Annotated in this window: 14 protein-coding genes and 2 pseudogenes; 10 read left to right on the top strand and 6 right to left on the bottom strand. The window is 73.2% G+C overall.

The window, feature by feature from the left end; translation table 11 throughout:
• Both FJ309_12780 and FJ309_12775 read left to right on the top strand, forming a co-directional pair.
• On the top strand, positions 1 to 369 hold the full coding sequence (locus FJ309_12780) for a hypothetical protein (GenBank protein ID MBM3955470.1): 369 nt from the start codon (positions 1 to 3) through the stop codon (positions 367 to 369).
• Positions 370 to 583: 214 nt separating this feature from the next.
• A complete protein-coding gene (locus FJ309_12775; GenBank protein ID MBM3955469.1) occupies positions 584 to 1,486 on the top strand; it encodes a DUF808 domain-containing protein in 903 nt (300 codons plus the stop codon).
• Here FJ309_12775 and FJ309_12770 read toward each other — a convergent pair.
• Positions 1,437 to 2,879, bottom strand: a complete 1,443-nt coding sequence (locus FJ309_12770; protein ID MBM3955468.1) for a PAS domain S-box protein — start codon at positions 2,877 to 2,879, stop codon at positions 1,437 to 1,439. The two genes, FJ309_12775 and FJ309_12770, sit on opposite strands and share 50 nt — an antisense overlap.
• A 192-nt stretch (positions 2,880 to 3,071) precedes the next feature.
• On the opposite strand from FJ309_12770, the gene FJ309_12765 reads away from it, so the two are divergent.
• Entirely contained in the window at positions 3,072 to 4,364 is a 1,293-nt protein-coding gene (locus tag FJ309_12765; protein MBM3955467.1) for an MFS transporter, read from the top strand.
• A 2-nt stretch (positions 4,365 to 4,366) separates the two neighbouring features.
• Complete coding sequence (locus FJ309_12760; protein ID MBM3955466.1) at positions 4,367 to 5,698, top strand: hypothetical protein; 1,332 nt, start codon at positions 4,367 to 4,369, stop codon at positions 5,696 to 5,698.
• Positions 5,699 to 5,809: 111 nt separating this feature from the next.
• Here the strand turns inward: FJ309_12760 and FJ309_12755 are convergent, their stop codons facing one another.
• The gene (locus tag FJ309_12755) at positions 5,810 to 6,052 is read right to left on the bottom strand and encodes a hypothetical protein (GenBank protein MBM3955465.1); all 243 of its coding nucleotides are present in this window, start codon (positions 6,050 to 6,052) and stop codon (positions 5,810 to 5,812) included.
• A 94-nt stretch (positions 6,053 to 6,146) separates the two neighbouring features.
• Here FJ309_12755 and FJ309_12750 point away from each other — a divergent pair, with 94 nt between their 5' ends.
• The 4 genes from FJ309_12750 (at position 6,147) to FJ309_12735 (ending at position 12,310) form a co-directional block, all read left to right on the top strand.
• Complete coding sequence (locus FJ309_12750) at positions 6,147 to 6,932, top strand: metallopeptidase (protein MBM3955464.1); 786 nt, start codon at positions 6,147 to 6,149, stop codon at positions 6,930 to 6,932.
• Positions 6,933 to 7,101: 169 nt separating this feature from the next.
• Positions 7,102 to 9,297 (top strand): DUF1549 domain-containing protein, encoded by a 2,196-nt coding sequence (locus tag FJ309_12745; GenBank protein ID MBM3955463.1) that lies wholly within the window; start codon positions 7,102 to 7,104, stop codon positions 9,295 to 9,297.
• A 44-nt stretch (positions 9,298 to 9,341) separates the two neighbouring features.
• Positions 9,342 to 10,706: a DUF1501 domain-containing protein gene (locus tag FJ309_12740; GenBank protein ID MBM3955462.1), complete on the top strand. Its 1,365-nt coding sequence runs from the start codon at positions 9,342 to 9,344 to the stop codon at positions 10,704 to 10,706.
• Complete coding sequence (locus FJ309_12735; protein MBM3955461.1) at positions 10,703 to 12,310, top strand: hypothetical protein; 1,608 nt, start codon at positions 10,703 to 10,705, stop codon at positions 12,308 to 12,310. Before FJ309_12740 ends, FJ309_12735 begins: the two co-directional genes overlap by 4 nt.
• Before the next feature lie 47 nt (positions 12,311 to 12,357).
• Here FJ309_12735 and FJ309_12730 read toward each other — a convergent pair whose 3' ends face one another.
• Positions 12,358 to 13,905 (bottom strand): hypothetical protein, encoded by a 1,548-nt coding sequence (locus FJ309_12730; protein ID MBM3955460.1) that lies wholly within the window; start codon positions 13,903 to 13,905, stop codon positions 12,358 to 12,360.
• 298 nt (positions 13,906 to 14,203) lie between these two features.
• Between FJ309_12730 and FJ309_12725 the strand changes: the two are divergent.
• A pseudogene (locus tag FJ309_12725) lies at positions 14,204 to 14,551 on the top strand (hypothetical protein).
• 1,426 nt (positions 14,552 to 15,977) lie between these two features.
• Here FJ309_12725 and FJ309_12720 read toward each other — a convergent pair.
• The 3 genes and pseudogenes from FJ309_12720 to FJ309_12710 all read right to left on the bottom strand — a co-directional run bounded on the left by FJ309_12720 (position 15,978) and on the right by FJ309_12710 (position 20,510).
• A pseudogene (locus FJ309_12720) lies at positions 15,978 to 16,388 on the bottom strand (cytochrome c).
• A 20-nt stretch (positions 16,389 to 16,408) separates the two neighbouring features.
• Complete coding sequence (locus tag FJ309_12715; GenBank protein ID MBM3955459.1) at positions 16,409 to 17,800, bottom strand: DUF1501 domain-containing protein; 1,392 nt, start codon at positions 17,798 to 17,800, stop codon at positions 16,409 to 16,411.
• Between the two features lie 73 nt (positions 17,801 to 17,873).
• Positions 17,874 to 20,510 (bottom strand): DUF1549 domain-containing protein, encoded by a 2,637-nt coding sequence (locus tag FJ309_12710; GenBank protein ID MBM3955458.1) that lies wholly within the window; start codon positions 20,508 to 20,510, stop codon positions 17,874 to 17,876.
• Between the two features lie 267 nt (positions 20,511 to 20,777).
• Between FJ309_12710 and FJ309_12705 the strand changes: the two genes are divergently transcribed.
• Positions 20,778 to 20,965: DUF1080 domain-containing protein (locus tag FJ309_12705; GenBank protein ID MBM3955457.1), on the top strand; the 188-nt coding region annotated here is incomplete at its 3' end.

The following is a 20,965-nucleotide window of genomic DNA, read 5'->3' as shown; positions in this document are numbered from 1 at the left end:
ATGGAGATGATCCTGCGCCTCGTCGTGGCGGCCGTCGTCGCCGTGGCCGTCGGCGGCGGGCAGTTCCTCGCCTCGTCGGCCGTGATCCGGACCGTGCCCGGCGACGCCCAGGGGGCGATCGCCGTCGTGGTCGCCGCCCTGGCGGCCTCGCTCTCCGGTCTGGCGACGTTCATCCTCTCGGCCGTCGCGCTGTGGGCGGCGGCACGCGGGCGGTGGAGCCTCGCCGGCGCTGCGGCGGTAGTCCTCGCCGGCGTCATCGGCCTGGTCGGGTTTGATGTCGCCGCGAGCGCGCGGATACGTCGGTCGCTCGACGCCGCGGCCGATTCGGCCGTGCAGGAAGCGCCGGCGGCCGGGATGCCGTCGCCATGAAGAACATCCCGCGCACCGGCAAGCGCCGGCGCCCCAAGACCGCGGTCCGTGGCAAGCGCTACCTGTGCGCGAAATGCCGCCGGCGCAGCCCGCGGCCGGTGGTGACGCCGGCCCCCTGGTATTGCCCGCGCTGCCTGGAGATCATCCGGGCCCGGGCGGCCGCCTCCGGCTGAGACGATCGCGGTCGCCCCCCTTTCCCCAACCGGTGTTCGCCATGGCCGGCAGCCTGCTCCTCCTCCTCGACGACATCGCCTCGACGCTCGACGACGTCGCCACGATGACCAAAGTCGCCGTCGGCAAGACTGCGGGCGTGATCGGCGACGACCTCGCGCTCAACGCCAAGCAGATCGCCGGCGTGGCTCCCGACGTCGAACTGGCGGTCGTCGCGGCGGTGGCGCGTGGGTCGGCGGTCAACAAGCTGATCCTCGTCCCGGTGGCGCTCGTGCTCGCGCGCGTCGCTCCCTGGGCGGTGGAACCGTTGCTGCTGGTCGGTGGACTGTTTCTCTGCTACGAGGGGGTGGAGAAACTCTTCCATGGCCTCGTCCATCACCGTCGGCATCCGGCCGACGAGTCCGCCGCTCCCCCCACGGCGATCGACCGGAAGGCGCGGATCAACGGCGCGATCCGCACCGACTTCATCCTCTCGGCGGAGATCATCGTGATCACCCTCGGCGTCGTCGCCGGGATGCCGTGGACCGTTCAGTTCGGGGTCCTCGCCGCCGTCGCCGTGGCGATGACGGTGATCGTCTACGGGGCGGTGGCGGCGATCGTCAAGCTCGACGACCTCGGCCTGCGCCTCGCGTCGAGCCGGCGCGGCTGGGCCCTGTCGCTCGGTGCCGCGATCGTGGCGGCGGCGCCGGTGCTCCTCCGCTGCCTGTCGGTTGCCGGCACCGCGGCGATGTTCCTCGTCGGCGGCGGGATCGTGGCCCATGCGGTGCCGGCGCTCCACCACCTGCTCGGAGACCTCGCCGGCCGGCTGGCCGGCGACGGCCCGTGGCGCGCGCTGGTCGATTGGCTCGGCGGGGGCGCGGCGGGGCTCGGCGCGGGAGCCGCGGCGTTCGCGCTGGTCAGCGCGGTGCGGGGAGCGTGGCGGCTGCGGCGGGGAACGGAAGCCTGATCGCGATCCGCGTCCCGCGTCCCGGAGCGCTGTCGACCGTGCACGTGCCGCCGGCGAGACGCGTCCGCTCGATCATTCCCGCCAGCCCGAAGCCGCGCACTTTCGCCGCTGCCGGATCGAAGCCGCAGCCCTGGTCGCTGACCTCGAGGTCGAGCCGATCCGGATGGCGGGTCAAGACGACGCGGGCCGTCGTCACGTTGGCGTGACGACGGACGTTGGCCAGCGCCTCCTGGACGACCCGGTAGACGGTCGTCTCGAGAACGGGCGGAAGGGTGTCGAGATCGGCCGGCAGGTCGACGGCGACGGTGATCCCCGCACTCGCCGACTGGTCGGCGAGATCGTGAAGGGCTGCCGCCAGGCCGAGGTCGTCGAGGACCGCCGTCCGGATCCCGCGGATCAGCAGACGCCCGTCGTCGATCCCGCGGCCGAGGTGGGAGATGACGGTCTCGATGACGTCACGCTGGGGTGCGCCAGGGTGATTGCGGAGATACGACTCGAGCAGCATCCGCGACCCGACGGCGTATTGGATCAATCCGTCGTGGAATTCGTGGCACAGCGACTGCTTCTCCTGCTCCTGGGTGTCGATGAGGCGGCGCAGCATCGCCTCGCGATGGTGGAGCTCGGTCAGGTCCATCACGGTGCCGATGAAGCTCACCACCGCGCCGCCGGCGTCGTAAATCGGCTGGGCGGTGGCGAGGACCGGATGGACGGTCCCGTCGACGTGAACGACGCGCAGTTCGTTGATGTAGGGGTAGCGCGTGGCGACCGATTCGGTCCAGCGGTCCATCGTCGCGGCGAGGTCGTCGGGATGGATGGCCCGGCTCCAGGCGTTGCCGAGCGTGTCGGCCGGAGTCAGCCCGGTGAGGTCGTACCACATCCGGTTGGCGAACGTGCACCGTCCCTTCGCGTCGGCGCCGAGGATCCCCACCGGCGCCCGCTCGACGAGCGTCCGGAACTCCTCCCGGCTGTGGCGCAGCTCGGCCTCGAGCGCCTGGCGGCGCTCGACCTCGCGCTGCAGCTCGGCACGGCGGTGGTCGGCGGCGGCGGCATCGCGGCGGGCATGGTCGCGCGCCGTCCGTTGACCGGCCATCAACCAGACGACGACCGCGCCGAAGGCGAACGTGATCAGGCTGGCGAGGAGGTGGACCGGATGGGTGAGGACGTCGAAATCGGAAAACAGCCACTCCGATGCCACGAACGTGAAAGCCAGCGATGCCAGCCCCGGGCCGAAGCCGCACCACAGCGTCGCGAGGGACGCGCCGACCAAGACGCCGAAGTAGGGCTGCACGTCGCCGAGGATCGGATCGAGGAGCCAGCGGACGACCAGTCCGGCAGCGCCGATCGCCAGCGCGGTCGGGTAACGCAGTCGTGGCGCGGCGTGGACGAACGGCATGGTGGCGGCACGGCTGCGGAGCGGAACGCGTCAGCGACCCAGAAGGAATGACTGACCACGATTCTAGTTGCGACGGGGGGATGACCGGCGCGGGTTCTGCGTCCTCCGGGGATTCCGCCGCGCCGGCTACACTGTCGTCGCGGCGGAAATTCCGGCCGCTGCCGACCGCCCGGCGTGGGACAGAGGGCTGCCGTGACGATCTCGACCGAGCCGACGACTGGGACGGCAGCGCCGGCCGACCGCCCCGGCCCATGGCCGGCGGCTGCATGGGTGCTGCTCGACTGGGGTGCCAGCGCCTTTTCGACGATCCTCATCACGCTGGTGATCACCTACGCCGAGCGCGTCGTCTATGCCGACGGTGCGTGGGGCGTGCCCGGGGGCGTGGTCTGGGCGTGGATCACCGCGACGTCGATGATCCTCTCGGCGATCCTCGCGCCCTGGCTCTCCGCCCGTGCGGACCGGACCGGAAACCATCAGCGCGCCGTGACCGAGAGCGTGCTCGTCGGTGTGGCCGGGTGCCTGGTGCTGGCGGTCGTCCCCCCTGGGGCGCGCCTCGCCGTTGCCGGGGCCGTCGTCACGGCGAGCATCGGGTTCGACATGGCGCAGATCTTCACCGGCAGCCTGCTGCCGCGCCTCGCGCTGGGAACGGCGGCTGACCGGCTCTCGGCCTGCGGATTCGCGGCCGGCTACGCGGGGGGAGCGCTCGCGCTGGTGCTGGCCACGGCGCTGGTCGGTGCCCGCGATCAGCTCGGGCTCTCGGCCCCGGAGGCGCTGCGCGCGTCGTTCGTGGTCATGGGAGGTTGGTGGCTGGTGTTCTCGCTGCCGGCGTTCTTCGCGCCGCTCGGGCACGCCGCGCCCGCGGCCGCGGGGGGGACGTCGGTGGGCGAGCTGCTCGGCTTCGCCCGGACGCTCGTCGCCGAGGGGAGCGTCGTCGGGCGCGTGCTCGTCGGCGCGGCCCTGGTCACCGGCGCCGTGCAGACGGCGATCTCGCAGTTCTCGAGCCTCGCGATCGAGGAGTTCCACATGGAGGCGCCGGCCGTCGTCCGCCTCGTCCTGCTCGTGCAGGCCGTCGCGCTTCCCGGAGCGCTGGCGATGGGTTGGGCGTCGGCATGGGTGGGCCGGCGGGCCGTGCTGGCGATCTGCGTGGTGGGCTGGGTCGCGGTCTGCGTGCTCGGGTGGTTCGTCGGCTCACCGGAGCAGCTCACGTGGCTGGCGGTCCTCCTCGCACTGGTGCTCGGCGGGGTGCAGAGCGTGGTCCGGGCGATCGTCGCCGTCCTCGCCCCGGCCGGGCGCGCCGGGGCGACGTTCGGCCTGTTCCAGGTGGGCACCAAGCTGGCTGGATGCGTCGCCAGCCTCGCATTCGGTGCGATGTACGCGGCGTCGGGCTGGCCGCGCGCCGGCGGCGTGACGCTGGTGATCCAGTTGCTCGCCGGCTGGTGGGTGCTGCAGGGGGCGTCGCGGGCGGGGGGAGACGCGGAGGGATGACGATGAACCGGATGCGTGGTTTGCTTCACGCGGTGCTTGCGGTCGCGATCCTCGGCGGCTGCCGGTGGGGAGTGGCGGTCGCCGACGATGCCTTCGACCGGCTCACGGCCGCCCGGCTCGGACGGATCGCCGCGGCACGGGCCGAGCTGGCCGCCGCCCGCCGCACACTCGACCGCCCCGGGGCGCTCCGCGAATACCGCGTCAACCTCCACGTCCATTCGGCCCTGTCGCACGACAGCCGGGGCACCGTCGAGGAAATCGTCGCCGCCGCCAAGGCTGTCGGCACCGACGCCCTGCTGTTCACCGAGCATCCCTCGGCCGCGTTCGATTTCGTCGCCGACGGCCATGCCGGCGTCCGCGACGGCGTGTTGCTCGTGCCGGGCGCCGAGACGCAGGGGCTGCTCCTCTTTCCGCGCGAGCCGGTCCCCGAGCATGCCACGCTCACGCCGCAGGATCTCGTCCGCCGTGTCCGCCAGCGTGGCGGGCTGGCCTTTCTCTCCCACCCTGAGGAGCGCCTCGACTGGCGGCTCGACGGCCTGACCGGCTGCGAGATCTACAACACGCACGCCGACTTCAAGGAGGAGAAACGGCTGTTCGCGGCGCTCAAGAACCCGCTGTGGCTCGTGCAGGTGGCGCCGCTGGTGCGCACCTGGCCGCAGGAGGCGTTCTCGGCGCTCCAGGACGAGCCGGTCCTCTATCTCCGCCACTGGGACGAGCTCTCGCGCCGCGCGCCCCACGTCGGCGTCTCCGCCAACGACGCCCACCGCAACGTCGGGCTCGTCGTCCGCCTCACCGACGACGGCCGGGCCCGAGTCGCCGACGCGCTCGACGAGAAGTTGCTCGTCCTCGATGCCGCCGTGGTCCGCGGCGTGCTCCCCGTTCCGGAGTCGGCCCGCGCCGGCGACGAGCTGTTTCGCCTCCAGCTCGATCCCTACGAGTCGAGCCTCCGGCACGTCGGCACGCACGTGCTCGCCGGGGAGCTGTCGCGTGACGCCATCTTTGCGGCGCTCGAGGCGGGGCGGGCGTTCGTCGCCTTCGACTGGATCGCCGATGCCACCGGCTTCGACTGCGCGCTGCTCGACGGCGGTGTGCGCCACGAGTTGGGGAGCCGTGTCGCCGCGGCGCCGGGCGCACGCCTCGTGGCCCGGGCACCGCTGCCGGCGCGGTGGCGCGTCGTGCGCGACGGGACGGTCGTCCACGAGGCCAAAGGGGGCGAGCTCGACTGGCCCGTCGCCGGCAGCGGGACTTTTCGCGTCGAGGCCTGGCTCGACGTCGCCGGCGAACGGCTGCCGTGGATCCTCGCCAACGCGATCACCGTCGGCGGCGCGGGCTGACCGTCGGTGGCCGAACCCGGGCGGGGTCCTGATTTACGCGCGTGGCCGCATCGAGCGGCCGATCACCGGGGCCACGGTCTCCCTGGTCGTGACGTGCCGACCCTGCGCCCGTCAGTCGTCGTCGAGCCCCACGCCCGATAGCTCGTCGGCGGTCCATTCCGCCCCGAGCGGCAAGCCCGTCTCGACGGCGTCGTCCACCGCGCCGGCCGGAGCGTCGTCGAGGTCGTCGGCGAAACGCTCGGCCACGATGTAGTTGCGGAGGGCCGTCTCGACCACTTCGCTCAGATCGCGCCCCTGCTCAGCGGCGAGCCGCAGCAGTTCCCGCTCGAGAAAGTCGTCCATGACGATGTTCATGGTGGAAGTCTACGGAGGCCGTTCGACGCCGGTTCGATCACACGGAATACTCACGTTCCGGTGCCCGCCCCCCCGCCGCCCAGGAAATTCCCGTATGCATCGGTCCTCTCGCCTCGTGTCCGGGCGCCGTCGCTCCGATCGTGCCGGCATTCATCGTGTTTTCACGGGTCTGGCGCTCCTCGCCGCCATCGCCGGCTCACCCCCTGCCGGCCACGCCGCCGACACCCCGGCCGGCCAGCCCGCCGCCCGCGCTCCCCGCCTCGTCGAAGGATGGACACTTCGCGTCGACGAGCGTCTCCTGCCCGGCGGACCTGAGGAAGCCCTCGGGACGGAGACCCTCCGCTGCCTCGCCGCCAAGCTCGCCGACGTCCGCACGGTGGTGCCCGCCGAGCCCCTCACCCGGCTCCGCGAGGTGCCGATCGTCGTCGATCTGGAGTGTGGCGACCTGCAGAGCATGCAGTACCACCCCAGCCCGGAATGGCTCACGTCACACGGCTACCCGGCCGACCTCGCCAAGTGCGTGCACGTGCCGATCGCCGCCCAGGTGGCGACGCCGCGGACCGCCCGCGAGCAGCCGTGGGTGATGCTCCACGAGCTGGCCCATGCCTACCACGACCGCGTCCTGTCGTTCGACGAGCCGCGGATCATCGCCGCCTTCGAACGCTACGCCGCGCTCGGCCGCGGCGAGCGCACGCTGCTGTTCGATGGGTCGCGGACGCGCCACTACGCGCTCACCGACCACAAGGAGTTCTTCGCCGAGATGACGGAGGCGTGGTTCGGCAGCAACGACTTCCACCCGTTCAACCGGGCGGAGCTCCTCGAGACCGAGCCGGCGATCGCCGCCCTGCTGGGGGAGATCTGGGGAGAGCCGGCCCGGTGAACCGGCGGCCCGCTGCCGTCAATACGAAGGGGCTTTGAAGTCGGCGGACTCGCCTGGATCTTCAAAGTTGGCCGACGAAACGCCGTCGTGGTAATCTTTCACTTCTCGCGAGGGGGTTTGCGGGTCTTGCGTCTGTTTTCTGCTTGTGGCCCTCCGCCGGAGTCGCGCGGTGAAAACGGGCGCCCTCTCTGTGGTGCGGATCGCAGCGGTCGCAGTGGCGCTTGCCTCGGCTTCCAGCAGCGGGGCAGCCGAGCGGCTGCTCTTCGAAACCGACATCCTCCCGATCCTCACCGCCCGCGGCTGCAACGCCGGCGGGTGTCACGGCAAGTCGGGGGGCAAAAACGGCTTCGCGCTCTCGTTGTTCGGCTTCGATCCCGACGGTGACCACCGCTCCATCGTCTCGGGAGCCCGCGGCCGGCGTATCGACTTCGCCGCTCCGGACCACAGCCTGTTGCTGCTCAAGGCGACCGCGGCCGAGCCCCATGGTGGCGGCAAGCGGATCGAGCCCGAGAGCGACGACCACCACCGGATCGCCGCCTGGATCGCTTCCGGCGCGCCGCGCGCCGGGCCCGCCGACCCGCGTGTCGACCGCGTCGAGATCGGCCCCACGCCACGCCTGCTCGCCGCCGGCGAGGAGCTGACGCTGGCCGCCACCGCGATCCTCACCGACGGTTCGCGCCGCGAAGTGACCGGCGACTGCGCCTGGCAGTCGAGCGAACCCGGGATCGTCAGGCTCGCCGCGGGGGGCAGGGCGACCGCCGGAAGCCACCCCGGCGAGGCGACGGTGATGGCGCGGTACATGGGCTTGATCGCCACCTGGGACACCGGTGTCGCGCGGCCGGCCGGGGTCGACCCGGCGGCGTACGCCGGCCTGCCGCGTGCCAATTTCATCGACGACCTGGTCCATGCCCGCTTGGAACAGCTCGGGATCGTGCCGAGCGGGCCGTGCTCGGACTCGACGTTCCTGCGCCGGGCGCACGTCGACGTCATCGGCCGGCTCCCGACCGTCGCCGAGGCGCGGGCATTCCTCGCCGACACGGCCCCCGACAAGCGGGCGCGGCTCGTCGCGGCGCTCCTCGAGCGCGGCGAGTATGCCGACTTCCAGGCCAACAAGTGGGCCGACCTGCTCCGTCCCAATCCCTACCGGGTCGGCATCAAGGCGACGATGGCGCTCGACGGATTCCTCCGTGACGCCTTTCGCCGCAACCTCCCCTACGACCGGTTCGTGCGCGAACTGGTGACGGCGCGCGGCAGCACGTTCCGCGACGGCGCGACGACGATGTTCCGCGACCGGCGCAGTCCCGACGAGATCGTGACGATGGTCAGCCAGCTGTTCCTCGGGACGCGGCTGGAGTGCGCCAAGTGCCACCAGCATCCCTTCGAGCGCTACGGGCAGGCCGACTTCTACGCGCTGGCGGCGTTTTTCGGCCGCGTCGGCTACCGCGGCACCGGGCTGTCGCCGCCGATCTCCGGCGGCGAGGAGTTCGTCACGCTCGCCGACCGCGGCGAGGTCCGCCATCCCCTCACCGGCGCCGTCCTCCCCCCGCGGCCGCTGTTTGGCGCGGCGCCCGAGCCGGCCGCCTGGGAAGACCCGCGGGGGGCGCTGGTCGGGTGGATGACCGCGGCCGACAACCCGCTCTTTTTCCGCGCCGCGGCCAACCGCGTCTGGGCCGACCTGATGGGCGTCGGGATCGTCGATCCCGTCGACGACCTCCGCGCCACCAATCCCCCCTCCAACCCCGCGCTTCTCGACGCCCTCGCCGCCGAGTACCGCCGCCTCGGCATGGACACCAAGCGGTTCATCGCCACGATCATGGCGTCGCACGTCTACGCCGCCTCGAGCACCCCCGACGCGACCAACGCCGGCGATCACCGCAACTTCTCGCGCCGCCTCCGCCGCCGGCTCCGCGCCGAGGTGCTCGCCGACGCGATCGACGACGTCACCGAAGTGCCCACCGTCTATGCCGGGGCGCCTCCCGAGTCGCGCGCGGTCCAGCTGTGGACCCACCGCACCGGCTCGACGTTCCTCGACGTCTTCGGCCGCCCCGATCCCAATCAAGACCCGCCCTGCCAGCGCGACCCCGACGCCACCGTCGTCCAGACGCTCCACCTCCTCAATGGCCCGCAGATCGCCGCCAAGATCGCCGCCGACACCGGCGCGGCGGCCCGCCTCGCCGCCACCGACCTGCCGCCGGCGGCGCTCGTCGACGAGCTCTATCTGGCTGCCTACGCACGGTTTCCGACCAGCGCCGAGCGCGCGGTACTCGAGGCGGAGTTCGCTCGTGAGGGGCGGCCGCGCCGGCGGGTCGTGGAAGACATCCTCTGGGCGCTTTTGAACTCGGCGGAGTTCGTGTACGAGGATTGACGAAAACAGACTGGCCGCCCGTGACCCGGGCGAGGAGGTGGACGATGGGTGACGCGCGACGCAGTGCAACTCGCTCCGACTTGCCGGTCTCGCGGCGCACGGGCCTGCGCCTCGGACTCGGTGGCCTCGCCGGCGGCACACTCGGCGGGATCTGCGGCCTCCTCGGGGCGGCGCAGGGCGCGGGGCCGGCTCCGGCGACGGCCCGGGCGAAGGCCTGCATCCTCGTCTGGCTCGACGGCGGACCGACCCACCTCGAGACGTTCGATCCCAAGCCCGACGCCCCTGCCGAGACGCGCGGGGAGTTTGCCGCGATTTCCACCGCCGTGCCGGGCACGCAGATCTGCGAGCACCTTCCCGAGCTGGCGAAGATCGCCGACCGCTACGCGCTGGTTCGCTCGGTCTGCCACGACCAGGGTAATCACGGTGCCGGCAATCATTACATGATGACCGGCGCTCCGCCGCGGATCCCCGTCGGCTGCGGCGCGTTCGTCAGCTTTCACCCGAGTCTGGGAAGCGTCGTCGCCCACGAGCGCACCGCGCCCCACGGCATGCCGGCCTACTTCTCGATGCCGAGCATGACGCGCTCGGGGGGCCCGAGCTTCCTCGGCGCCCGCCACGCGCCGTTCGTGATTGCCGACGATCCCAACGCCAAGGGATTCCGCGTCCGCGACCTCGCCCTCCCGGCCGGGATCGAGTCGGACCGGTTCGCCGCCCGGCAGGACCTGCGCCGCCTCGTCGATCGCCTGCCGCGGCACGACGATCCCGCCGTCGCCGATCCGGTCCGGGTTCTCGACGACTACTACGCCCAGGGGGAGAGGCTCGTGACGACACCGGAGGCGCAGCAGGCCTTCGACATCGCCGCCGAACCCGACGCGGTCCGCGACGCCTATGGCCGCGACGGCCTCGGCCAGCGGGCCCTGCTGGCACGGCGCCTCGTCGAGGCGGGCGTTCCGTTCGTGACGATCAACGACGGCGGCTGGGACCACCATGCCGATCTCTTCGGGGCGCTCGAGAAGCGGCTCCCCGCCTTCGACCGGACGATCGCCGCGCTGATCGGCGACCTCGACCGACGCGGCCTCCTCGACACGACGATGGTCATCGTCCTCGGCGAGTTCGGCCGGACGCCGAAGCTGTCGGTCCTGCCGGGGCAGACGAAGGCCGGCCGCGACCACTGGTCGAGCGCGATGTCGATCCTGTTTGCCGGCGGGGGCACGCCGGGCGGGCTCGTCGTCGGCGCGACCGACCGGCTCGGCCATGCCGCCCGCGACCGCGTCCTCGCGCCGGAAAACTTCGTCGCCACCGTGTATGCCAAGCTCGGCATCGATCCGGGGATGCACTTCATCACCCCTGCCGGCCGGCCGACGTTTCTCGTGGCCGATCCGACCCCGATCGCGGAACTGATGGGGTGAGGTGCCGGGGGGCGATCGTCGCCGCGGTGCTCGTGCCCGGCCTGGCCGCCGCGGCACCCCGTGCCGACCATCTCTTTCCCCCGGGGGGCATCCCCGCGGCGACGACGACGGTCGTGGCCAGCGGCACCTTTCCCGTCTGGCCGGTCGGCATCTGGACCGACCGCGGCCAGCTCGCCATCGCCTGCACCGACACGCCGGGGACGTTCACCGTCGCGGTGCCTGCCGACGGGGCCGCCGGCGTGCACCGCCTACGGTTTCACGACGCCACCGGCGCGTCGGCCGTGCGCCGGTTCGTGGTCGACTCGCTGCCGGCGCTCCCTGAGTCGGAGCCCAACGACGCGCCGCGTACGGCGCAGGCAATCTCGTTGCCGGTCGTCGTCGACGGCATTCTCGACAAACCGGGGCAGGTCGATTGCTTCCGCGTCGAGTTGACTGCCGGGCAGAGGCTCGTGGCCGCGGTCGATGCCCACGGCCGGCTCTCCAGCCCGTTCGATCCGGGCCTCGACCTGCTCGACGAGCGCGGGGCGCTGATCGAGCGCAACCTCGATGCCGCCGGCCTCGACCCGCGGATCGTCCACGTGACGAAGCGCGCCGGGCCGGTCGTCGTGCGCGTCTTCGGCCTGCCGGCCACTCCCGACAGCACGATCGGCCTGGCCGGTGGCGCGTCGTTCGTCTACCGCCTCACGCTCACCGACGGGCCGCTCCTTACCGGCTGCGTGCCGGGGGCGATCGGCGCCACGGCGGCGCTCGCGCCGCGCGGCGTCGATCTGGCCGCTGTTCCGGTCGTGCTCTCGACGCCGGGGCAGGCTGCCGTCGCCGGTGGGGGCACCGTGCGGACCGCGACGCTCCCCGGCGCGGCGGGGCTGGTCGAGATCCCGGAGACGACGGCGGCAGTCGTCGAGGCCGGGCCGTGGCCGCGGGCCACACCCTTGGCGGCGCTTCCCGCCTGCGTCACCGGTTGCCTGGAGACCGCCGGCGAGGCCCGCGGCGTCCGGTTCGGGGCCGTGAAGGGAAAACGCCTGGCGATCGAGTGCGCGGCACGGAGCATCGGTTCGGCTGCCGATCCGGTCGTGACGATCCACGACGCCGCCGGCCGCCGGCTGTTCGTCCACGACGCGGCCGACGAGCGCTTTGTCTGGCAACCGCCCGCCGACGGAGACTATCAACTCGCCGTCGCCGACCGGCGCGACGGTGCGTCGCCGTGGCACGGATTCCGCGTGTCGATCGAGCCGGAGGCGCCGGCTGTCCGGCTGTCCGTCGCCACCGATGCGGTGACGGGCACCGTCGGCAAGCCGATCGCGGTCGAGGTCGCGATCGACCGCCGCCATGGATTCGCCACGCCGCTGGCGATCGGCTGCGAGCCCCTCGCCGCGGGGATCGAGGCAGCGGCGGTGGTGTCGCCGGCGGAGGGGGACGCGGCGAAAAAGGTCACGCTCGAGATCGTCTGCCGCGAGCCCTACTCGGGGCCGGTGCGAATCGTGGCCCGGGCGGAGGGGCAACCCGACTCGGCGCCGCTCGCGACCGCCGCGTGCGGCCCAGAGCACGTGATCGATCTGTGGGTCAGTGCCACGCCGGCTGCACCGGAGGGTGCAGCCCCGCGGTGACCGAGTCGCGCGCCGTCACATGCTGCCCCGGCTCGCCTCTTTTCTCGTCACGGCGGCGCCGGGATCCGGTTGAGCGTGTACCAGGCCTGCGGATGGAGCAGGGGGGCGCCGTCGGCGGCGCGGATGCCCGAGGCGTCGAGCTCGTGGACGTGCAGCGCCCGCAGTCCCTCGACCTCGAGGCGGACGCGAAGGGCGTCGGCGGAGACGACGGCGCGGCGCACGGCGAGCGGCCGGGTGCCGATCTCGTCGCTGCCGTATTTCGAGTGGTAGAGGTAGGTGTAGCTCGACAGGGCATAGGCCTCGGGGCGCGCCGCGGTGGCGGGATCGACCGGAAGCGTGAACTCGAGTTCGAATCCGTCGGCCAGCGCCCGGAGCGCGCGGATCTCGAACGGCGTGACGCCGGTCCAGACGAGGCGCTCCAGTCCGTAGGCGGCGGGACCGAGGCTGCTCCAGCCGCGGTTGGTGAGGCCGGCGTAGAGGCTGCCGTCGGGGGCCTGGGCGAGGCGCAGCACCGCCGAGGCGAAGCCGGCACGGAACGGGAACACCGCCCCCTGCCAGGCCCCGTCGACCTCCTCGAGGAACACGCGGTGGATCGACGCCTGCGTGAACTCGCCGACGAACAACTGCCCCGTGAACGGCCCGAACTTCCCGGCGCTCGAGTCGAGGCAGATGTCGGTCGCCGACTGCCCCGCCTTGCGGTAGGGAAACCAGACTGCCGGTGGCTCGAGGAACGGCATCCGCTTCACCGCCTCGGGCCAGGTGAGCCCCTCGACGATCGGCGTCAGTTGCAGAGTGCCGTCGGCAGCGTGCGTGGGGAGTGGAGAGCCGGCCAGGTCGGTCGAGGCGAGGCTCTCCGGATGGCCGTAGAACCCGCCACGCTCGAGGTGTACGAGGCTGCCGGTGGCGATCCAGTTGCCCTGCTGGTCGGTGGCGAACATCTCCCCGCCCGCATTGGCCCCGAGCCCCGACGGGCTGCGCAGGCCGCAGCAGATCGGCTCGAGCGCGCCATCCTCGCCGACGACCAGCGCCCAGCCGCGCCAGCGCCCCTGGGAATAGCCGAGCACGTCGTTGCGGACGGTGGCGCCGAGGTGCTCGGGGCGGAGGTTGAGCCCGGTGTTGAGCGTGAGCCAGACGCGCCCCTGGCCGTCGCGCTTCGGCCCGTAGGCGTATTCGTGGTAGTGGCCGGTCACCCCCCAGCCGCGCGCCGCCGACGCATAGTCGTCGGCCGTGCCGTCGCCGTCGGTGTCGGCGATCCGCGTCAACTCGGAGCGCTGAGCGGTCCAGAAGGCGCCGTCGCGCCATTCGAGGCCGAGCGGCTCGTGGAGGCCCGCCGCGAACCGCCGGTAGCGGACCGACGCGGGCGGGATCGCGTCGGCGCCATCGACGAGCCAGATCTCCCCCTGCCGTGTCGCGACGGCAAGCGCCGCGGGGGCCGCCGGATCGGTCGGCAGCGCGATCCCGCTGACCTCGAGAACCGGGCCCCCCGGCGGCGCCTTCCAGCCGGTGTCGCGCGACTCGCGGATCGCCTCCGGCGCCGCGATCGTGACGATCCGGTAATGCCGCGCCTCGTCTTCGAGCGTGGCGCCGCGCGCCACGAGCGTTACGGCAGCCAGGAGCAGGGCCGGTGCTCGACGTGCGATCACCATCGGTAGAGCACCTCCACGGCCGTGCCGTCGGCGGGGAGCTCGACGAGCCACTCCCGCGAATCTCGCCGCTCTCGCAACCGCGGCCGGGCCGCTGCGGCGACGCTGACGACGACGCCATCCTCCCGCGCCACGGTGAGCCGATCGGTGTTGGCGGCGCGGGGCTCGAGCGCCTGCCCGGCCGCGAGGCGCACCACCAGCGCCGCGTCCGGCGCGGCACCGGCAGCGGAGAACCGGCGCGCGAGCCCCCCGGTGACCGGCTCGTAGCGCTCCGTCACGGTCGTCCCGGCCACCGTCCAGCGGAGCGTGGGGACGCCCGCCGCGTCGAGCGCGTAGCCGAGGAACCGCACGGCGACGTCGTCCGGCCACGGCGCGGCGTCGTCGGTGAGCGGGGCGACGGGAGGTCCGGCATCGATCGGCACGGCCGCTCCGAGCGGATCGGTGGGGGGCGCGCTCTTGGCGAGGATCCAGGTGCCACGGGCGTCGACGAACCGCCCGCGCCACGCTTCGGCGAGGCGGCAGCGCTCGGCGTCGAACGCGACATGGACGCCGGCCGGGAAGCCGACCGCGATCGCGTGCGTCCCGGCACGCGACATGAAGGTGCGGAACACGATCGGCCGGTCGGTCGGCACGAGCTCGACGTCGCTGGCCGCCGCCTCGCGGATCCGTGCCGGGAGCGGCGCGGGCTGCTTCTGCGCGAGCCAGTGCCAGACCGCGGCCACCTGGCGCTCGGCATCGCCGTCGAGGATCGTGCGCGGGCGCGTGTCGCCGAAGAACGCCGGCATCTTCGTCAGCGGCCGGACATCCTGCGGATGGAGGAGGAGCCGGCGGAACCAGGCCGGCTCGACGCGCTTGGTCACGTCGGCGAGGTTGACGCCGATCACGCCGGGGAGCGCGTGCTCCCCGAGCGCGTGGCACTGGATGCAGCCGGCGTCGAGGATCCGCGCCGCGCCGTCGAACGTTTCGGCCCGCGCCGCCGGGTCGTCGGGAAGCGGTGGCGGGAAGGGGACGTCGTCGCCTCTCCGGTCGGCCGCGGCGAGCGTTGCCGGCAGCGGCTTGACGAGCACCTGGGGGTAGGCCGGCATCCGCGCGAGCATGAACGGCCGCAGCGTCCCCGAGCCGTCGAGGACCTTGGCGAGCCAAGCCGGCGTGAGGCGGGCACCGACGCCGTCGAGGCGCGGCGGCAGCCGTCCCTCGTCGCCGAGATCGACTTGGCCGAGTGTCTCGAAGAACTCCGTCCGTCCGTGTCCCACGCCGCCGCGGCCGTCGCGCTCGTGGCAGGCGAGGCAGTTGAGCCGGTGGAGCGCCGTCTCCAGCGGGGCGCGGCCGTCGGCGCGCGCACCGAACATCGCGGTGATCGCGGCACGCTGCGCGCCGTCGAGCGGATAGTGGATCGGTGCGCGGCCGGCGGCTCCCGTGGCCGGCGCCGCGGCGATGCACGAGCGCGGCGCGGCCGGGTCGAGATCGGCCAGCGGCGTCGCGGAGGATGTGGCGGAGGGCGCGCCGGTCGTGTGGCAGGCGTGGCAGCGCCACTCGGCGAAGGCCGCTCGGCCGCGCTCGACGAGGTCGGCGGCAGCCGTGCCGCCGGCCGGGTCGGCCGCCGGCACCGGGCCGTCGCCGGGAAGCGCCTCGAGGAGCGCCGCGGCGATGTCGGCCGCCTCGATCGCCTTGAGTTTCATGTCGGGCATCCGTCCCGCCGGCCGAGCATGGAGCGGCACGAGGAGAAACTCGGTCAGACCACGGCGCGTGTATTTCGACCCCACGTGCGACAGCGTTACCGACCGGAACGGCGCCTCGAGTGCCGGCAGTCCGGCCGCGATCCGGTCGTCGACGTCGAGGTCGGCGGCCAACGCCTCGCGCGCCATCGGCCCGGCGCGCCCCGCGTGGCCCGGCAGTGGATCGTGGCAGGCGACGCAGCCGACGCGGTGGTAGAGCGTCCGCCCCGTCGTCGCGGTGCCCCGTTCCCAGAACGCCGGCGGCATCGGATTGAGACCGCTCGGCTTCGGCAGCGGCACCTCGGCGCGGAGGGACCCGAGATAGGCGGCCAGTGCCCTGACGAGCCCGTCGCGCTCGCCCTCCGGTGCGGCCGCCAGCGCGTGGGGCATCGTCGTGCCGGGGGCGGCGCGGGACGGCTCGGCGAGGAACGCCGCCAGCCAATCCAGCGCGACGCGCCCGCCGACGCCGGAGAGGTCGGGCCCCGGCTTGGCCGCGAGTTGCTCGTCGGGCGAGGCATGGCAGGCGGCGCAGCCGAGCTCGCCGACGAGGATGCGTCCGGCGGCCGCCGGCGGCAGATGCCCGGGACTGTCCGGCGCGGTTCGGGCGAACCGCTCGAACGCCGCCACGACGGGCGCGGGGTCGGCCGCGCGGCCGACGGTGGCGACGGCCCATGCCAGCACGGCGACGGCGGCCCGCAGCGGCGTCACGCGGTCGGTCATGGCTGGGAGCGCCACGGGGATCAGGCGAGGACTTCGGTGACGACGCGGGCGGTGCGCCCGGCGGTGATCCGCTGCTCGACGCCGTTGTGGCGGTAGACGAGCGCGTCGTGGTCGAGCCCGAACAGGGAGAGCACCGTCGCCTGCCAGTCGTTGGGGGTGACGACGTTCTCGACGGCGCGGTGGCCGACCTCGTCGGTCGCGCCGTACGTCATCCCCGGGCGGATGCCGCCGCCTGCCATCCAGATGCTGAATCCCTGGCCGTTGTGGTCGCGGCCGCACTGGTCGCCGCTCCCCTCGGTGACCGGGAGCCGGCCGATCTCGCCCCCCCAGTGGACGAGCGTGGTGTCGAGCAGGCCGCGCTGGGCGAGGTCGGTCACCAGCGCCGCCGCCGGCCGGTCGGTGCGCTTGCAGATCGCCGGCAGCGCGGTGCGGATGCCGGTGTGGGTGTCCCACGGCTGGCCGCCGAGGAACAACTGCACAAAACGCACGCCGCGCTCGACGAGGCGCCGCGCGATCAGGCAGCGCGTGCCGTATTCGCGCGTCGCCGGGTCGTCGAGGCCGTAGAGACGGTGGGTGGCGGAAGTCTCCCGGGAAATGTCGAGCGCGTCGGTCGCCGCGAGTTGCATTCGCGCCGCCAATTCGTAGCTCGCGATCCGCGCCTCGAGATCGGACTCGCCCGGGTGGGTGGCGAGATGGCGGCGGTTGAGGGTCGAGAGCAGCGCCAGGTTGCGGGCCTGCATCCGGCCGGCGAGACGCGGTGGCGGGACGAGATCGGGGATCCGCGGCTCCTTGGCGCGGAGGACCGTTCCCTGGAACAGCGGCGGCATGAACCCGCTCGACCAGTTGCTGACGCCGTCGACCGGGTGCCCGTCGGGATCGACGAGCACCATGTAGGCGGGCAGGTCCTGCGACTCGCTCCCCAGCGCGTAGGTCAGCCAGCTCCCCACGTGGGGCCGGCCGAGGACGGCCGGGATGCCGCCGTGGAAATAGCGGATCGAGACTTCGTGGCCGTTGTGGCCGGTGTGCATCGAGCGCACCAGGCAGATCCGGTCGGCGATTCCCTGGAGTCCGGGCAGCAATTCGCTGATCTCGATCCCCGCCCCACCGCACTTCGTGAACTTCCACGGGCTGCCGAACAGCTTCTTGCTCGCCCGGTTGACGAAGCTGTAGACGACCTCGCCCGAGTAGTCGACGCCGTCGAGGCGCGACAGCTCCGGCTTGGGATCGGTGAGGTCCATGTGCGCCGGCCCGCCGTGCATGAACAGCGAGATCATCGCCCGCGCCCGCGGCGCCGCAGGCGGGGCCTTGGGGCGGAGGTCGAACGACACCGGCCCCAGCGGCGGCTTGGCCGGGGCGGCGAGCAGCCCCTCACGCGCGAGCATTTCCGCCAGCGCCACCGCCCCGAGCCCCATGCCGGCCTGGGCGAGGAACGCGCGGCGCGAGCGCGCCGCGGCCGGCAAGGCGTCGTCATCGGCGGCTGGCCGGTCAGTCGACATACAGGAACTCGTTGCAGGAAAGGAGCTGCTGGCAGAGATTCGCCAGCGCCTCGGCCCGCGCCGCCGCGGGCGCCGCCGGCTCGCGGCCGGGCACGGGGTCGGCGGGACGGAGGATCGCCAATTGGTCAGCGAGGAACGCCAGCGCCTCGCGCCGCTCGGCGGCGTCGGGGGAACGCGACAGCGCCCGTCGCCACGCCTCCACCACCGCCGGCTCGAGCAGGGCCGCGACGCTGCCGGGGCCGAGCGCGTCGGCCTCGGCCGGCACTGGCGCCGCGGCGAGCGCCTTGTCGGCCAGCAGCCGCGCCTGCTCGAGCGCGAACGGACCGTTCATCAGGACCAGCGCCTGCCCGGCGACGGTCGACGACGGCCGCCGCAGGCAGTTGGTCTCCATCACCGGCGCGTCGAACGCGCTGAGGAACGCCACCGGCATGCTGCGGCGCTGCTCGACGTAGATGCTGCGGCGCGGCTTGGCGGGGTCGGCGACGAACTCGCCGGTGTCGTCGGCGCTGACCGGCACCGGCGCGCCGAACGGCGTCGGGTCGAGCGCGCCCGACGCGGCCAGCATCCGGTCGCGCACCCCCTCGGCGTCGAGGCGCCGCACCGGCATTCGGCCGAGAAGCCGGTTGTCGGCGTCGACGGCGTCGAGCTCGGCGCGGCGCGTCGCTGCCTGGCGGTAGGCCGTCGACCGCATCACGAGGCGGTGAAACTGCTTCACGCTCCAGCCGGAATCGGCGAGCTCCACCGCGAGCCAATCGAGCAGCTCGGGGTGCGTCGGCTTCTCGCCGAGGCGACCGAAATCGGCCGGCGTGGCGACGATCCCGCGCCCGAAGTGCTGCATCCACAACCGGTTGGCGAGGACCCGGCCGAGGAGCGGGTGGCGCCCGCTCGTGAGGCGCCGTGCCCAGGCGAGGCGCCGGCCGCTGGTGGGCAGTGCCGTGTCGTCGGCGGCGATCGCCGTCTCCCCCTCCGGCCCAGTCACCTGGAGATCGGCCGGCCCCACCTCCCCCTTCGGCTGCCGGTGGTCGCCGCGGTGGAGCACGCGCGTCACCGGGAGATGCCCCGGGGGCTCGGTGAGCACGTGGAGGAAGTCTTCGACGGGCTTCTTCGCCCGGATCGCGGCCACCCCGTCGGCGAGTTTCTTGAGCTCGTCGGCCGCGGGCTGATCGTATTGGTAGAGAACCCCCGGCGTGATGTCGACGCTCGGCCGCTCCTTGAGGAGCTGCACCTGCTCGGGGGTGCGGGTGCCGGCCGGCGTCTTCGCCGCGGTCCGGAGCCGCTCGCGCAGCTCCTCGGGGTGCTTTTCGAGCTCTTTCTCGAGGGCCCTGGCGATCGCCTCGGCCTGCGTGTCGTCGACCGTCTTCTGTGCCGCCACCGCCTCGGCCTCGATCTCGGCACAGCGCGCCCGGTCGGCGTCGGTGAACAGCGACACCAGCCGCTCCGAGGGCGTCTTCCAGGCGGCGGGGTCGAGGGCCGGTGCGAGGATCGCGCGGAGGGCGTAGTAGTCGGCCTGCGGGATCGGGTCGTAGCGGTGGTCGTGGCACTGGGCGCAGTTCACCGACAGGCCGAGCAGCGCCGTCGACACGATCGTCAGCGTGTCGGCGGCGACGGCCTGCCGCGCCGCCTCGGGATCGGCGGCGCCGGCCGTGCCGTCGGCCGCCATCCGCAGGAAGCCGGTCGCCGTCAGCCGGTCGATCGCCGCGGCGTCGAGATTGGCATGGGGGGGCGGCACGAGCTCGTCGCCGGCGAGTTGCTCGACGAGGAACCGGTCGAGCGGCATGTCGGCGGCGAAGGCGCGGATCACCCAGTCGCGATACTTCCACGCATAGGGGCGCTTGGTGTCGTCCTGGTTGGCCCCCGACGAATCGGCGTAGCCGGCGGCATCGAGCCAGTGGCGTGCCTGGCGCTCGCCGTAGTGCGGCGAAGCGAGGAGCCGGTCGAGGAGTTTTTCGTAGGCGCCGGGATCGGGGTCGGCGACGAACGCCTCGACCTCCTCGGCCGACGGGGGCAGGCCGGTGAGGTCGAACGTCGCCCGGCAGATCAGCGCGGCCCGGTCGGCAGGCGGGCCGAACGACAGCCCGTCGCGCTCCAGTCGCGCGAGCACGAACGCGTCGATCGGCGTCGTCACGAGGTCCGGCTGCCGCACCTCCGGCGCGGCGGGCCGGGCCAGCGGTTGAAACGCCCACCAGGCCCGCTCCTCGGGTGTGATCCCCAGCCCCGGGGGCAGCGTTTCCGGTTCGGCGCGGGCGGTCCGCGCCCCCGAGGCGACCCAGCGCTCGAGCGTCGCCACCTCGGCCGGTGTCATCTTCGCGTTGCCCGGGGGCATCTCGCCGGCCCGGACGCGGGCAAGGAGCAGGCTCGCGCCGGGATCGCCGGCCACCAGCGCCGGCCCGGAGTCGCCCCCCTTCGCCATGAACCGCACCTGCCGCAGGTCGAGGCCGCCGTTGAGCTCCTCTTCGGCGCCGTGGCAGTCGAGGCAGTGGGCGCGGAGGATCGGCCGAATGTCCGCTTCGAAGACAGGCACCGGATCCTCGGCGATGGCCGACGGCCAGGTCGCAAGCGCCACCAGCGCGCGCGGCAGCCATGCGGCCAGCGAGGCACGGCACGAGCGTGCTCGAGAGCGGAGCATCGGGGCCTCGGTCGGTCAGCGAACCTCTCCCGAGAGTTTACCCCCGGTCGGTGTCCCGGGGGGAATGCCGAAACCGGCCGGCTCCGCTCGGCGGCAGAGCAGCGGGCAGCCGGCGGGCTTTGAGCGGACGGGACGGCTGTGGCACAATCCCGCCGCGGCACTCCGGCGACCTCGGCCGAAGCGCGCGGGGCATCTCGCGCCGTCGAGCGGCGGCCGGGTCATCTGCCACCACACCCGTCGAGCGATTCCGCCACGAAAGGCCCGTTCATGCGTCGTCCCTGCATCGCCGCCCTGCTGTTCGCCGCGCTCACCGCCGCATCCCTCCGCGCCGACGACCCGCCGCCCGGGTTCACGGCGCTGTTCAACGGCAAGGACCTGACGGGCTGGCGCGGGGGCACGACGTTCGACCACCGCAAGCTCCTGGCGATGCCGGAGGCCGATCGCGCCGAGCAGAT

Source organism: Planctomycetota bacterium, from assembly GCA_016872555.1.
GTDB lineage: Bacteria > Planctomycetota > Planctomycetia > Pirellulales > UBA1268 > F1-20-MAGs016.
This window is presented reverse-complemented; position numbering and strand designations above follow the sequence as displayed.